Genomic DNA, 14,149 nt, shown 5'->3' on the forward strand with positions numbered 1-14,149 from the left:
TAACAGAATCGCCCGCGCCGGCAAATCGGCGCGGCCGCGATCACGATTCCCTGAGGCCGGCACATTGTTTGATTGGTGCAACACCATCGCAACCGATTGGCAGGACAATGCGCCACAACCGCGCCGAAAAGGGACACCGATGACCAGAAACGGCACATCCGCCGTCATGACGCCTGCGTCGCCGCCGCCCCGCATCGACTGGGTGGATTACGCCAAGGGCATCTGCATCATCATGGTGGTGATGATGCATTCGGTGCTCGGCGTCGAGGCCGCCGCCGGCCAGACCGGCTACATGCATTATCTGGTGGAATTCGCCCGGCCGTTCCGGATGCCGGATTTCTTCCTGATCTCCGGGCTGTTCCTGGCGGTGGTGATCGACCGCGACTGGCGCAGCTATCTCGACCGCAAGGTGGTGCATTTCGCCTACTTCTACGTGCTGTGGGTGACCATCCAGTTCGGCTTCAAGGCGCCGGCGTTTGCCGCCGATCAGGGCTGGGCGCATGTCGGGCTGATGTATCTGGAAGCCTTCATCGAGCCGTTCGGCACGCTGTGGTTCATCTATCTGTTGCCGATCTTCTTCGTGGTCACCAAGGCGACCAAGCGGCTGCCGCCGGCCGCGATCTGGCTCGTCGCGGCGGCGCTCGAGATGACGCATCTGTCGACCGGCTGGACCGTGATCGACGAATTCGCCGCGCGCTTCGTGTATTTCTATTCCGGCTATCTGTTCGCAGCAAAGGTGTTCGCGCTGTCGGACTACGCCCGCGCCCGGCCGCGCTGGGCCATGGCGGCGCTGGTGCTGTGGGCGATCGCGAATGCCGCGATCATCTACGACGGCTGCAGCAACTGGCCGGTGATCTCGCTGCTGCTGGGATTCGCCGGCGCCTGCGCCATCATCGTCACCGGCACGCTGCTGGCGCGCCGGCGATGGCTGAACGGGCTGCGGTTCTGCGGCGAGCATTCCATCGTGATTTACCTGGCGTTCTTCCTGCCGATGGTGATCGCGCGGCTGTCGCTGCTGAAATTCGCGCCCTTCCTCGGCGTCGGCACCATCTCGTTGTTGGTCACCATCGCAGGCGTGGTCGGCGCGCTGGCGATCTGGCGGCTGGCGCTGATCACCGGCGCGCGTTTCCTGTTCGAACGCCCCGACGCGTTCTGGATCGCACCGAAGAAGCGCGCGGCGCTGGCGGCGGCGGAATAGTCACGGCACACACGGCGTGGCTTTATGCACAGCCGTTGTAGTTTTCGTGTCCCGGGCGCGGTGCAGCGCGTAGCGCTGCTCTGCAGAACCGGGACCATTACAAAGGCATCGCTCCGTAACGGCCCCGGATCTGCAGTGCACCACGCCGCGAGAGCGGCGCGGTGCACTGCGTCCGGGGCACGCGGAACAACGGCGCTCACGCCGGCTCGTCGAACTTCACCCCGTCGGCCATGCTGTCGATCTTGGCGCGGTAGGCTTCGGGGTCGCCGAAATCGGCAAAGCCCTGGTAATGCGGATGCGGCCCCAGCACGCGGCGGGCGTGCTTGATCGGGCACCAATACACCTCGGTGCGCGCCGCCACCTCGCGGGCAAAGGCGATCACGCCGTTGCCGTAGGAGCAGTAGGCGCAGTTGATCTTTTCCAACAGGTTGAGATAGGCCAGATGATGCCGGTCGAACACCAGGTAATCGCGGCGCCGCACCTTGGGGATCTTGTAGATCGGAAAACAGATCGCCTGGTAGGTCATCACCATGACGTCGAGCAGCACGAACGCCACGATCAGCGAATAGATCACCGGCGCGGTCACCACGATCCACGGATCGGCGTTGCGGATGTAGCGCCCGAGCGTGACCTTGATGGCGCGCTGCAGCCGCAGCGCCTCCTTCTCGAACACGACCTTGCGGTTTTCCAGGTGGTAGCGCAGCGCCTCGCGATGCCTGGCGAGTTCGACCTCGATCTCGGCCTCCACCGCGCGCAACTTCGCCATCAACACGTCGATTTGCGGGGGCATCGGCGGATTCCTTTCGCTGCAGCTGCGCTGCACCGGGTCACGGAACAGCCGCCGATGCAACCTTTTCGGCAGCGAGCTGCGATGAAATTTTCATGCTCTGTCCGCTGCCGGACAGGTGTCATTTCCTGGTAAAACTCCTTAAGTTGCGGCCATGCCGAAAACCTCTGAACACGCCGCGTCCTCCGTCGCCGTCAAAGCCCCGAGCAAGGGCGACCACGTCTTTCTGGTCGACGGTTCGTCGTATATTTTCCGCGCCTACCACGCGCTGCCGCCGCTCAACCGCAAGTCCGACGGGCTGCAGGTCAACGCCGTGCTGGGTTTCTGCAACATGCTGTGGAAGCTGCTGCGCGAAATGCCGAACGACGAGCGGCCGACCCATCTGGCCATCATCTTCGACAAGGCGGAAAAGACCTTCCGCAACGAACTCTATCCTCTCTACAAGGCGCAGCGGCCGCCGGCGCCGGACGATCTGATCCCGCAATTCGCGCTGATCCGCGAGGCGGTGAGGGCGTTCGATCTGCCCTGCCTGGAACAGATCGGCTTCGAGGCCGACGATCTGATCGCGACCTATGTGCGGCAGGCCTGCGAACGCGGCGCCACCGCCACCATCGTCTCCTCCGACAAGGACCTGATGCAGCTCGTTACCGACTGCGTCACCATGTTCGACACCATGAAGGACCGCCGCATCGGCATCCCGCAAGTGATCGAGAAGTTCGGCGTGCCGCCCGACAAGGTGGTCGAGGTGCAGGCGCTGGCCGGCGACAGCGTCGACAACGTTCCGGGGGTGCCGGGCATCGGCGTCAAGACCGCGGCGCAATTGATCAACGAGTATGGCGATCTCGACACGCTGCTCGCCCGCGCCGCCGAGATCAAGCAGCCGAAGCGCCGCGAGGCGCTGATCGCCAACGCCGAGAAGGCGCGGATCTCGCGGCAGCTGGTGTTGCTCGATGACAAGGTCGCGCTCGACGTGCCGCTCGACGAACTCGCGGTGCACGAGCCGGATGCGCGAAAACTGATCGCGTTTCTGAAGGCGATGGAATTCTCCACGCTGACGCGGCGGGTCGCGGAGTATTCGCAGATCGATCCGGCCGACGTCGAGGCCGATGCTGCGGTGAAGAGCGGGACGTCTTCTCCCTCCCCCCTTGCGGGGGAGGGTCGGGGTGGGGGGGCCACGGACGCCGGCGATCTTTTTGGGGCACCCCCCTCCCCAACCCTCCCCCGCAAGGGGGGAGGGAGCGCGCCGCAAACGGGGCAAGGCCTTGCCTCATCGGCGCCGCAATCGAGCGATGCCCTCACCCCGCAACTCCTCGCCGCCGCGCGGGCCGAAGAGGCGCGGAAGATTCCGGTCAACCGCGACGGCTACGCCACGCTGCGCACGCGCGACGAACTGCACGGCTGGATCGCGAAAATCCACGACCTCGGCCATGTCGCGCTGGAGGCCAAGGCCACCTTCGACATCAAGAGCGCGGTGGTCGATCCGATGCAGGCGGAGTTGACCGGGCTGGCGCTGGCGCTGGGCCCCAATGAGGCCTGCTACGTTCCGCTCGGCCATCGGCAATCCGGCGACGCCGCGGGACTGTTCGCTTCCGGGCTCGAACCCGATCAGATCGCCGCCCGCGACGCGCTGGAAGCGCTGCGGCCGATCCTGGAATCCCCCGGCGTGCTGAAGATCGGCTTCAACATCAAATTCACCGCGGTGCTGCTGGCGCAGCACGGCATCACGCTGCAGAACGCCGACGACGTGCAGCTGATGTCCTATGCGTTGGACGCCGGCCGCCACGCCCACGGGCTCGACGCCCTCGCCGAGACCTGGCTCGGCCACAAGACGCTGAGCTATGGCGAGGTGATCGGCAGCGGCAAGGCCAAGCTGTCGTTCGACCAGGTCGCGATCGACCGCGCCACCTGCTACGCCGCCGAGGATGCCGACGTCGCGCTGCGGCTGTGGCGGGTGTTGAAGCCGCGGCTGGTCGCCGAACGCATGACCACGGTTTACGAGACACTGGAGCGGCCGCTGATCGGCGTGCTGGCGCGGATGGAGCGGCGCGGCATCTCGATCGACCGCGCAGTGCTGGCGCGGCTGTCCGGCGATTTCGCCCAGACCGCGGCGCGCATCGAGGCGGAGATCCGCGAGATCGCCGGCGAAGAGATCAATATCGGCAGCCCGAAGCAGCTCGGCGACATTTTGTTCGGCAAGATGCAGCTGCCCGGCGGCTCCAAGACCAAGACCGGGGCGTGGTCGACCTCGGCGCAGGTCCTGGAAGAGCTCGCCGAGCAGGGCCACGAATTCCCGCGAAAAATCCTGGATTGGCGGCAGGTGTCGAAGCTGCGCTCGACCTATACGGACGCGCTGCCGACCTACGTGCATCCGCAGACCCACCGGGTGCACACCACCTACGCGCTGGCCGCGACCACCACCGGACGGCTGTCGTCGAACGAACCCAACCTGCAGAACATCCCGGTGCGCACCGAGGACGGCCGCAAGATCCGCCGCGCCTTCATCGCCGCCCCCGGCCACAAGCTGGTGTCGGCGGATTATTCCCAGATCGAGCTGCGGCTGCTCGCCGAAATCGCCGACATCCCGGTGTTGAAACAGGCGTTCCAGGACGGTCTCGACATCCACGCCATGACCGCCTCGGAAATGTTCGGGGTGCCGATCAAGGACATGCCGAGCGAGGTGCGGCGCCGCGCCAAAGCGATCAATTTCGGCATCATCTACGGCATCTCGGCGTTTGGGCTGGCCAACCAGCTCGGCATTCCGCGCGAGGAGGCCGGCGCCTATATCAAGAAGTACTTCGAGCGCTTTCCCGGCATCCGCGCCTATATGGACGCCACCCGCGACTTCTGCCGCGCCCATGGCTTTGTCGAAACGCTGTTCGGCCGAAAATGCCATTACCCCGACATCAAGGCCTCGAACGCCTCGGTGCGCGCCTTCAACGAGCGCGCCGCGATCAACGCCAGGCTGCAGGGCACCGCCGCCGACATCATCCGCCGCGCCATGGTGCGGATGGAAGACGCGCTGGCCGAAAAGAAATTATCGGCGCAGATGTTGTTGCAGGTGCACGACGAATTGATCTTCGAGGTGGCCGACGACGAGGTCGCGGCAACGCTGCCGGTGGTGCAGCAGGTGATGCAGGACGCCCCGTTCCCGGCGGTGCTGCTGTCGGTGCCGCTGCAGGTCGACGCGCGCGCGGCGAACAACTGGGACGAGGCGCATTGAGCGCTCATGGCGCCGTGCCCCGGACGCGGCGCAGCGCGCCGCCCTTTGCGGCGTGGTGCGCTGCAGATCCGGGACCGTAACGGACGCTGACTTCGTAACGGTCCCGGCTCGTGGAGCAACGCTGCGCGCTGCGCCACGTCCGGGACACGCGACCAGCTAAGCTTCCCTGCGCCCGCACGATCTCCGCTGGCGTGCGCAGCCCGCGATCGATAGATTGCTGGCCAATCCCAGCCCAAGAGAATCACCCGTGTCGAAATCCGCCTCCCGCGCCCGCCTTGCCGACATCATCCGCGCCCGCTCGTTCGGCCGCGGCGAAATCACCTTGGCCTCCGGCCGCAAGAGCGACTTCTATTTCAATCTGAAGCCGACCATGCTCGATCCGGAAGGCGCGGCATTGCTGGCGGAACTGACCTTCGAGGCGCTGCGCGAGGACAATGTCGATTACATCGGCGGGCTGGAGATGGGCGCGGTGCCGCTGGCCGGCGCGATCGCGCAATTGTCCTGGCTGAAGAACCATCCGATCGCCGCGTTCTTCGTGCGCAAGAAGCCGAAGGAGCACGGCGCCCGGCTCTCGGTCGAAGGGCTGTCGAAGACCGAGACGCTGCAGGGCAAGCGGGTGGTGATCGTCGAGGACGTCACCACCACCGGCGGCTCGGCGATCAAGGCGGCCGAATCGGTGCGCGAGGCCGGCGGCGTGATCGTGCTGGTGCTGACCATGGTGGACCGCGAAGAAGGGGCCACCGAGGCGTTCGCCGCGGCCGGGCTGCCATTCCGCTCGCTCTACAAGGCCAGCGAGTTCCTCAAGAGCTGAACGGCGCCATTTCGGCATCGATATCGGCATCTGTTTGAGCCCACCGGCCGGCCCGCTTACTCGCCGTTTACCATCCCGCATTAAAGTTGCACCCACGCCGGACAAACGATCCGGCCAAAGCCAGACCGCCTGGGTGGAGTGAGCGTTGCGTCGACAGTTCGAATTTGCGCGGGCACGCCGCGGCGTGATGTTGGCCATCGCCGTTGCGGTGGCAATGCCGGTCGCGCTGGCGCCGCGGATCGCGGTCGCCGAGAATTTCCTCGAAGCGCTGTTCGGCGGTTTCCAGCAAAGGCCGCAGCAACGCTCCGCCCCGACCCAATCGAATTTCTTCGCCGATCCGTTCGGCCTCAACCAGCAAGCTGCGCCGCCGCCGCGCCCGATGAACGCCTCCGGCTCCGGCCCCGCGTTCTGCGTGCGCAGCTGCGACGGCCGGTATTTTCCGCTGACCACCCGCGGCGGCGCCACAGCGGCGCAAATGTGCCAGGCATTCTGTCCGGCCAGCCCGACCCGGGTGTATTTCGGCAGCAATATCGACGGCGCCACCGCCAGCAACGGCGAGCGCTACGCCGACAGCGACAATGCCTTTGCCTATCGCAAGGCGCTGAAAGCCGATTGCACCTGCAACGGCCGCGATCCCGCCGGGCTCGCGCCGGTGGACCTCACGCTCGACACCTCGCTGCGCTCCGGCGACGTCATCGCCACCACCAATGGCCTGGTGGCCTATTCCGGGGTCCGGGTCGGCGCCAGCCAGACCGCGGAATTCACCCCGGTGAATTCCTATCCGGGGCTGACCGCCGAGGTTCGGGCAAGGCTCGGCGAAATGAAAGTCGCGCCGGTCAGCGCCGAAATGATCGTCGATCCGGCGCCGCTCGCCGACAGCGGCGTGGCGCTGCCGCCGGAACCCGCCAAGCCGGCACCCGCCAAAGGCAAGCGCGCCGAGGCGCGGTAACTGCTCTTCAAAAGAAGCGACCGATACCAGAGCTTCGTCATTCCGGGGCGCGAAGCCGCAGGCTGAGCGAACCCGGAATCTCGCCGCGAACGCGCACTCGCCCCAGCAGCGAGATTCCGGGTTCATTCGCAGCTTCGCTGCTCACGCCCCGGAATGACCGGCCTTGGTCTAGCGCCCCCGCACGATGCCGATCACGTTCGGCGCCGCCAGATACGCCTCCTCGATCCGCGCCCGTGCCGCCGCCTTGTTCTCCGGCGTCAACAGGCCACGCTGCTCGGCTAGAATCATCCAGCAATAGCCCCACCAATCTGTCAGCATGCCGTGATCGTCGACCAGGTCGTAGCCCAGCTCGGCCGCGAAGATTCGGGCATGCGCCTCGTCGAGCGAATCAAGCCAAGCGTGGTCGGCGGCAGAAAACAGCGCGTCGCTGAAATCGTCGGTGGTGTAGCCCCAGATCGACACGCAGACCGCGTTGAACTCGCGGTCGAGCTGGTCATCATCGATCGGCTGACGGCAGGCGATTTGATGCAGCCGCGACAGCGACCGCGCGAAATCCGCAATCCGGGTCAGCGCGAACGGCTCGAAAGCAATGGTGGTGGACATCTAGTCCTCGCAAGTCCCGAAGGCCCAATATCTTGTAGTCTGACAGGCCGAATCATAACGATATATCAATGACTTGCTAAAGTGTTCTTAATTTGTTCGCAGGCCAATGATCGATCATGCCCGAATTGGCGCTTGGCTACCTTGAAATACCGTTTTCGGACAAGATCATGCGCAATCAGAAAGCGAAAGCGGATGACGATTTCGAGAAAAGTACCATCCTGCGGTAGTCCGGGCGCCATTCTACGAGAATTGGTATCAGGGCGCTCCGGAATATCCCGAACTTGGCACCGCCGTGATTTGCTCGCAACAGTGCGGTGCTAGATTGCGGACATGCCATCTGCTCGAACCAAGCATCGCAACGCACAAACGATCGCCGCGCCACGGGTTCCGATCCATGGATAATGCGCGTATGATCATGTCTAACGCAGTTTTAGGGTAACATTTTGCCAATTCAAACGATCACCGACGACTTCCGCCCGCCGCAGCCGCCGCTTGACGAGCTGGCTTTGGCCGAAATCAAGAGCGCCATCGTCGCCAAGCTCACGCTGGCGATCGGCAAGGAAGCCGCGCTTGCCACCAAGCACGACTGGTACAAGGCCGCGGCCTTGGCGCTGCGCGACCGCATCGTGCATCGCTGGCTGGTTTCCGAAAAGGACAGCTACGACGCCGGCCGCAAGCGGGTCTACTACCTGTCGCTGGAATTCCTGATCGGCCGGCTGTTCACCGACGCGCTGAACAATATGGGCCTGCTGCCGCTGTTCGACGCGGCACTCGGCGATCTCGGCGTCGGCCTGTCGGAGCTGCGCAAATGCGAGCCCGACGCGGCGCTCGGCAATGGCGGCCTCGGCCGGCTCGCCGCCTGCTTCATGGAAAGCATGGCGACGCTGGAGATCCCGGCATTCGGTTACGGCATCCGCTACGATTTTGGCCTGTTCCGCCAGATCATCACCCAGGGCTGGCAGCAGGAATATCCCGACGAATGGCTGGGCTTCGGCAATCCCTGGGAATTGCAGCGGCCGGAAGTCGTCTATCAGGTGCATTTCGGCGGCAGCGTCGAACATTCGGTGGATTCCCGCGGCCATGATCGCGCGATCTGGTATCCGGGTGAGACGGTGCAGGCGGTGGCCTACGACACCCCGATCGTCGGCTGGCGCGGCAAGCACGTCAACGCGCTGCGGCTATGGTCGGCAAGGGCGCCGGATCCGCTATTGATCGACGTGTTCAACTCGGGCGACTATCTCGGCGCCACGGCGCACGAGGCGCGCGCCGAGGCGATCTGCAAATTCCTCTATCCCAACGACGAAAGCGCGGCGGGCCGCGAATTGCGGCTGCGGCAGGAGTACTTCTTCGTCTCGGCCTCGCTGCAGGATCTGATCAAGCGGCATCTGCACGCCGAAGGCCAGTTGCGCAACCTGGCGAAAAAGGCGGCGGTGCAGCTCAACGACACCCATCCGAGCCTCGCCGTCACCGAATTGATGCGGATCCTGATCGATCACCACGGCATGCGCTGGGACGAGGCCTGGGAAATCACCCGGGCGACGCTGTCCTATACCAACCACACGCTGCTGCCGGAGGCGCTGGAAACCTGGCCGGTCGAATTGTTCGAGCGCTGCCTGCCGCGCCATCTGGAGATCATCTATCGCATCAACGAAGTGCATTTGGGTCTCGCCAATGCCTGCTGCCCCGGCGACGTCGATTTCCGCGCCTCGGTGTCGCTGATCGACGAAAAAGCCGGCCGGCGGGTGCGGATGGGCCACCTGGCGTTCATCGGCTCGCACCGCATCAACGGTGTCTCGGCGATGCATTCCGATCTGATGAAAGAGACGGTGTTTCACGACCTGCACCATCTCTATCCCGGCCGCATCACCAACAAGACCAACGGCATCACCTTTCGCCGCTGGCTGATGCTGGCCAATCCGGGGCTCACCGACCTGGCGCGCGCCACCTGCGGCGAGGAGGTGCTCGACGATCCGACCCGTCTGCAACGGATGGAGGACTACGCCGGCGACAGTGCGTTCCAGCAGCAGTTCCGCGCCGTCAAGCATCGCAACAAAGTGGCGCTGTCGCGTTTGATCGCCGACCGCCTGGAGATCAAGGTCGATCCCAGCGCGCTGTTCGACGTGCAGATCAAGCGGATTCACGAATACAAGCGCCAGCTGCTCAACGTGCTGGAGACCATCGCGCTGTACTACGCGATCAAGGACGAGCCGCAGCGCGACTGGGTGCCGCGGGTCAAGATCTTCGCCGGCAAGGCGGCGGCGAGCTATCGCTACGCCAAATTGATCATCAAGCTGATCAATGACGTCGCCGAGACCATCAACAACGATCCCGAAATCGCCGGGCGGCTCAAGGTGGTGTTCCTATCGGACTACAATGTCAGCCTCGCCGAGGTGATCATTCCCGCCGCCGATCTGTCCGAGCAGATTTCGACCGCCGGGATGGAGGCCTCCGGGACCGGCAACATGAAGCTCGGTCTCAACGGCGCGCTCACCATCGGCACGCTGGACGGCGCCAATATCGAGATGCGTGACCACGTCGGCGCGGAAAACATCGCGATCTTCGGCATGGAAGCCCTCGAAGTGGTGGCGCGCCGGTCGCAAGGCCTCGACGCCACCGACGTGATCGGGCGTTCGCCGCATCTGGCGCGGGCGATCCGCGCGATCGATTCCGGGGTGTTCTCGCCGGACGACGTCGGCCGCTTCGCTTCGATCGCACACGCGCTGCGCCACCTCGACCACTACATGGTCAGCGCTGATTTCGACTCCTACTACGAAGCCCAGCGCGGCATCGACGCGCGCTGGCGCGCGGGGCCGGCCTGGACCCGGGCGGCGATTCTCAACGTGTCGCGGATGGCGTGGTTCTCCTCGGACCGCACGATTCGCGAATACGCCGAGGACGTTTGGGACGTACCGACCACGCCCGCCGCGCAACCTTCGGAGGCCCGCCAGGCGCAGCGGTAGTCGATAGCGACGCGTTGGTCGGGCGGGCTCGCGCGACCGCAGCAGCAGTCATTCCGGGGCGTGAGGCCGCAGGCCGAGCGAACCCGGAATCTCGCTGCGGGCGCAAGAGTCTTCCACGTGTTGCAAGATTCCGGGTTCGCTCGCGGCTGAAGCCGCTCGCGCCCCGGAATGACCGTCTGGGCCATAGACGCCCTAAAACAACGGCGGGACCTGCCCCACCTGCAGCGGGCCGATGAACACCGCGCCGTCGACGAAGCGCAGCGGGAAGGCCCGCGCCGGGCGCCCCTCCAGCACGGCGTCCTTGCCGAGCGCGTTGATGCCGGCGGCGACGCCGGCATTGGCGTTCTGACGCACCGCCTTACCAAGCCCCGGGATGGCGCGATCGAGCGCGCCAAGCACGCTGTTGACGTCCTTGGCCCGCACCCCCGGCGCCACCCGGTCGAGCGTCGCCTGCGGCACGCCCTGCTCCAGCATCTTGTCGATGCCGAGCGCCGGAACGACCTTGTCGAGTCCCGCCACCGTCATCTGCAATTCGCCGTCGATCCGGCCGTTCGGGCTGAGACCAAGCGTCCCTGCCGCCACCGCGATCAGCTCGCCCTGCTGGATCCGCGAGCGGCTGATCTCGACCTTGCCGCCGGCGGCCTGCAGCTCGCGAAACCGCTGCGGCCAGGGTTTTGGCGAAAAATCCTGCAACCCGTTCAACACCGCGCGGAGGTCGGCGTCGAACGGCTCGGCCAATAGCGGGTGCAGCTCCTGCAGGCTGGCGCCGGCGAGTTGCGCCACCGCTTCGAGCGGCTGCGGCCCAGCTGCCGGCGCATCGAGCAGCCGGCCGTGCAGCTCGGCATGGCGGGCGCGCGCCTGGGCGGTTTGCACGGCGCCCGCGATCCGATCGACGACGGCATCGTCGAACACGATCGAGGCGCGCTGCGGCACGCCGGGCAGGCCGACCACGCTCGCCCGCGCGGCGCTCCAGCTCACCGCCATCGACGGCGGTTGGCCGCGGCCGGCCAGCACCGCCGGCGCGGTGAATTCGGCGATCAACAGCCGCGGATCGTAGATCTGTCCGACCACCAGGATTTCGCCGAGCTTGGCGGTGATCGGCGTCTGCTCCGGCCCGGCCGATTGCGACGTCAGCGCGACGCTGGCGTCCTTGCAGCGCACCTCGAGCCGGAACGGAAAGCCCGCAACCGAGCGATTGCCGCACTCATAGACCCGCCCGGACGCCGCTTCACGCGCGCGCCAGGCATCGACCGATTGATCGAGCCTTCCGGCGGTGTAAAACCAGAAGCCACTCCAGGCCGCGGCCAGAACCAGCAGCACAGTCGGCAAGACGAAGACCGGCCAGAGCCGCCGGCGCGGCGTGAGAATTATTTCGGACATGCGGCGACCCTAGACTCGAGATTTGTCAATTGAGCGATTCCCATATCACGTCGACGAATAACCTGCCCGATGCCGCAACCGCGGCGGGCGACCTCTGGGTGTTCGGCTACGGCTCGCTGATGTGGCACCCCGGCTTCGCCTTTCTCGAGCAGCTTTCGGCGCGGCTGATCGGCGAGCATCGCGCGCTCTGCGTCTATTCCTTCGTGCATCGCGGCACTCCGGAGAAACCCGGCCTGGTGCTCGGGCTGGACCGCGGCGGCGCCTGCCGCGGCGTCGCGTTCCGGGTCGCTGCGGCGGATCGCGCCGAAACCGTCGCCTATCTGCGCGGCCGCGAGCAGGTCACCAAAGTCTATCGCGAGGTGATGCGCTCGGTGTGGCTGCAAGATGACGCCCGCCGCCGGGTCAGTGCACTGACCTATGTGGTCGACCGCGGTCACGCGCAATATGCCGGGCGGCTCAGCGATGCCGAACAACTGCGCATCGTGCGGCAAGGCCACGGCCAATCCGGCCCCAACCAGGACTACGTGCTGTCGACGGTGGCAGCGCTGGAGACACAGGGCTGCCGCGATCCGCAGCTGCATCGGCTGGCCCTGCAGCTGCGCGACGACACCCCGGTGCATCGCTAGCGCCGCCGGCGCTTTCTAAGCCGCCGGCGGCTTGGCCTTCAGCGGCACCCGGCTCGGCACCCGGCCGAACAGTTGCGCTTGTTCCTGCCGGCCGGCGTCGACCAGCCGGTTGGTGGCGGTTTCGATCAGCTCGCTGACCTGCAACAGGAACTGCTTGCGCGGCAATCCCGCCGGCAGCGGATCGAGAAACTCCACCACGATGGTGCCGGGATAGCGCAGGAAGGCGCGGCGCGGCCAGAACAGCCCGGAATTCAGCGCCACCGGGATGCAGGGCACTTCGCAATCGGCATAGATCTGGCCGACCCCGGTCTTGTAGCGCGGCTCGGCATCGACCGCGGTGCGGGTGCCTTCCGGGAAGATGATCAATTGCCGGCCGCGACGGACCTCTTCGCCGGCGCGGCGCGCCATGCTGACCAGCGCGCGGCCGCCATTGCCGCGATTGACCCCGATCATGTCGGCCTTCGACAGATACCAACCGAAGAACGGGATCCACAGCAATTCGCGCTTCAGGATATACAGCGGCTGATCGAAGAACTGCAGCAGCGCGAAGGTTTCCCACATCGACTGGTGCTTCGACGCGACGATCAATGGCCCCTCGGGGATCTTCTCCAGACCGCGAAACTCAACCTTGGTGTTGCAGATCAGGCGCATCAGCCAGATGCTGCTGATGCCCCAATATTTCGCGATGTTGATGATCGCCCAGCGCGGCATCAGGAAGGTCGGGATTCCCACCAGCACCCAGAACACCAACAGGATATAGAACAAGATATTGAAGACGAGCGATCGCAGAAAAATCGAAACCATGGATCATCCGATCAATTGGCGAGAGCCGTCGCCGGCTTGCGGCGGGCCACCAATTCGGTCGCGGGCTCGCCGTCCGGCATAAGCTCGGCCCCGAACCCGGCCAGCCGCACCCGGGCCTCGGCGGCGATGTACTTAGCATATTCCGATAACAACAGCCGGAACGTGGCGCCACTGGTCCACCACGGATCGTCGCGCCATTTGTCGCCGACCACCGCGAACGGGATCAGTTCGATATCCGGCATGGCGTGCGACATTTCCACGATCGCGCGCGGCATGTGGTAATTCGAGGTCACCACGATCAGCGAGTGGAAACCGCGTTCGTGGGCCCAGCGCCGTGCTTCGGCGGCGTTGCTGCGGGTGTTGATCGCGGAGCGGTCGAGATCGACGCAGCAGCTGAGCAGCTGCTGGCTGTCCGGCAGCGATCGCGAAATATCGTTGGCGCCGTTGGTCGGATGCACCCCGGAGATCAGCAGCCGCCGGCCGTAGCCCGCCGCCAGCAATTCGATCGCGTCGGACACCCGCGAGGAGCCGCCGGTCAGCACCACGATGCCGTCGGCATTGCGGCCGGGCTGAATTTCGGCGCCGCGCAGTTGCGATAGAAACACGACGAATCCGCTCGCCATGCCGACGAAGCCGATCGCCAGCGTGGCCACGATCGCCGCGCGCAGCCCGCTGCAGCGGGGGGGTGCGCCCGCTGCGAGGTTCGGCGGATCCTGATCGGACGGCTGGGTCATACGAGGTCGATCGTTCTCTTGATGTCTGTTTCGAACCGGCACAGTAGTAGTTTTTCTGGCGAATTGAAGTCCGAGCG

Annotated in this window: 11 protein-coding genes; 6 read left to right on the top strand and 5 right to left on the bottom strand. The window is 65.5% G+C overall.

Translation table 11 applies throughout. From position 1 onward, the window contains the following. Nucleotides 1-139 precede the first annotated feature (139 nt). Complete coding sequence (locus tag RPC_RS24355; RefSeq protein ID WP_011475253.1) at nucleotides 140-1,198, top strand: acyltransferase family protein; 1,059 nt, start codon at nucleotides 140-142, stop codon at nucleotides 1,196-1,198. 196 nt (nucleotides 1,199-1,394) lie between these two features. Here the strand turns inward: RPC_RS24355 and RPC_RS24360 are convergent, their stop codons facing one another. Further along, nucleotides 1,395-1,988 carry a hypothetical protein gene (locus RPC_RS24360; protein ID WP_011475254.1) on the bottom strand — a complete coding sequence of 198 codons (594 nt, stop codon included), beginning with the start codon at nucleotides 1,986-1,988 and terminating at the stop codon, nucleotides 1,395-1,397. A 151-nt stretch (nucleotides 1,989-2,139) separates the two neighbouring features. On the opposite strand from RPC_RS24360, the gene polA reads away from it, so the two are divergent. From polA to RPC_RS24375, 3 genes are all read left to right on the top strand, one after another. After that, the gene (gene polA, locus RPC_RS24365) at nucleotides 2,140-5,205 is read left to right on the top strand and encodes a DNA polymerase I (RefSeq protein ID WP_011475255.1); all 3,066 of its coding nucleotides are present in this window, start codon (nucleotides 2,140-2,142) and stop codon (nucleotides 5,203-5,205) included. 247 nt (nucleotides 5,206-5,452) lie between these two features. Next, the gene (gene pyrE, locus RPC_RS24370; protein WP_011475256.1) at nucleotides 5,453-6,016 is read left to right on the top strand and encodes an orotate phosphoribosyltransferase; all 564 of its coding nucleotides are present in this window, start codon (nucleotides 5,453-5,455) and stop codon (nucleotides 6,014-6,016) included. 145 nt (nucleotides 6,017-6,161) lie between these two features. Then, nucleotides 6,162-6,965, top strand: a complete 804-nt coding sequence (locus RPC_RS24375) for a DUF2865 domain-containing protein (RefSeq protein WP_011475257.1) — start codon at nucleotides 6,162-6,164, stop codon at nucleotides 6,963-6,965. Nucleotides 6,966-7,133: 168 nt separating this feature from the next. Here RPC_RS24375 and RPC_RS24380 read toward each other — a convergent pair whose 3' ends face one another. Further along, nucleotides 7,134-7,568 (bottom strand): hypothetical protein, encoded by a 435-nt coding sequence (locus RPC_RS24380; RefSeq protein WP_011475258.1) that lies wholly within the window; start codon nucleotides 7,566-7,568, stop codon nucleotides 7,134-7,136. A gap of 443 nt (nucleotides 7,569-8,011) precedes the next feature. Here RPC_RS24380 and RPC_RS24385 point away from each other — a divergent pair, with 443 nt between their 5' ends. Beyond that, entirely contained in the window at nucleotides 8,012-10,528 is a 2,517-nt protein-coding gene (locus RPC_RS24385) for a glycogen/starch/alpha-glucan phosphorylase (RefSeq protein WP_011475259.1), read from the top strand. 192 nt (nucleotides 10,529-10,720) lie between these two features. Here RPC_RS24385 and RPC_RS24390 read toward each other — a convergent pair whose 3' ends face one another. Further along, nucleotides 10,721-11,908 (bottom strand): DUF2125 domain-containing protein, encoded by a 1,188-nt coding sequence (locus RPC_RS24390; protein WP_011475260.1) that lies wholly within the window; start codon nucleotides 11,906-11,908, stop codon nucleotides 10,721-10,723. Nucleotides 11,909-11,937: 29 nt separating this feature from the next. Between RPC_RS24390 and RPC_RS24395 the strand changes: the two genes are divergently transcribed. Next, on the top strand, nucleotides 11,938-12,534 hold the full coding sequence (locus RPC_RS24395) for a gamma-glutamylcyclotransferase (protein ID WP_011475261.1): 597 nt from the start codon (nucleotides 11,938-11,940) through the stop codon (nucleotides 12,532-12,534). Between the two features lie 15 nt (nucleotides 12,535-12,549). Here the strand turns inward: RPC_RS24395 and RPC_RS24400 are convergent, their stop codons facing one another. Beyond that, nucleotides 12,550-13,338, bottom strand: coding sequence for a lysophospholipid acyltransferase family protein (locus tag RPC_RS24400; RefSeq protein WP_011475262.1), 789 nt, complete (start codon nucleotides 13,336-13,338; stop codon nucleotides 12,550-12,552). 11 nt (nucleotides 13,339-13,349) lie between these two features. Then, entirely contained in the window at nucleotides 13,350-14,072 is a 723-nt protein-coding gene (locus RPC_RS24405) for a YdcF family protein (RefSeq protein WP_011475263.1), read from the bottom strand. Nucleotides 14,073-14,149: the final 77 nt, after the last annotated feature.

Source organism: Rhodopseudomonas palustris BisB18, from assembly GCF_000013745.1.
GTDB lineage: Bacteria > Pseudomonadota > Alphaproteobacteria > Rhizobiales > Xanthobacteraceae > Rhodopseudomonas_A > Rhodopseudomonas_A palustris_F.

Excerpts from the sequence above, each read along its gene's own strand:
- RPC_RS24355 (WP_011475253.1), top strand. The coding sequence starts at position 140 with ATGACCAGAAACGGCACATCCGCCGTCATGACGCCTGCGTCGCCGCCG.
- RPC_RS24360 (WP_011475254.1), bottom strand. The coding sequence starts at position 1,988 with ATGCCCCCGCAAATCGACGTGTTGATGGCGAAGTTGCGCGCGGTGGAG.
- polA (WP_011475255.1), top strand. The coding sequence starts at position 2,140 with ATGCCGAAAACCTCTGAACACGCCGCGTCCTCCGTCGCCGTCAAAGCC.
- RPC_RS24380 (WP_011475258.1), bottom strand. The coding sequence starts at position 7,568 with ATGTCCACCACCATTGCTTTCGAGCCGTTCGCGCTGACCCGGATTGCG.
- RPC_RS24390 (WP_011475260.1), bottom strand. The coding sequence starts at position 11,908 with ATGTCCGAAATAATTCTCACGCCGCGCCGGCGGCTCTGGCCGGTCTTC.
- RPC_RS24400 (WP_011475262.1), bottom strand. The coding sequence starts at position 13,338 with ATGGTTTCGATTTTTCTGCGATCGCTCGTCTTCAATATCTTGTTCTAT.
- RPC_RS24405 (WP_011475263.1), bottom strand. The coding sequence starts at position 14,072 with ATGACCCAGCCGTCCGATCAGGATCCGCCGAACCTCGCAGCGGGCGCA.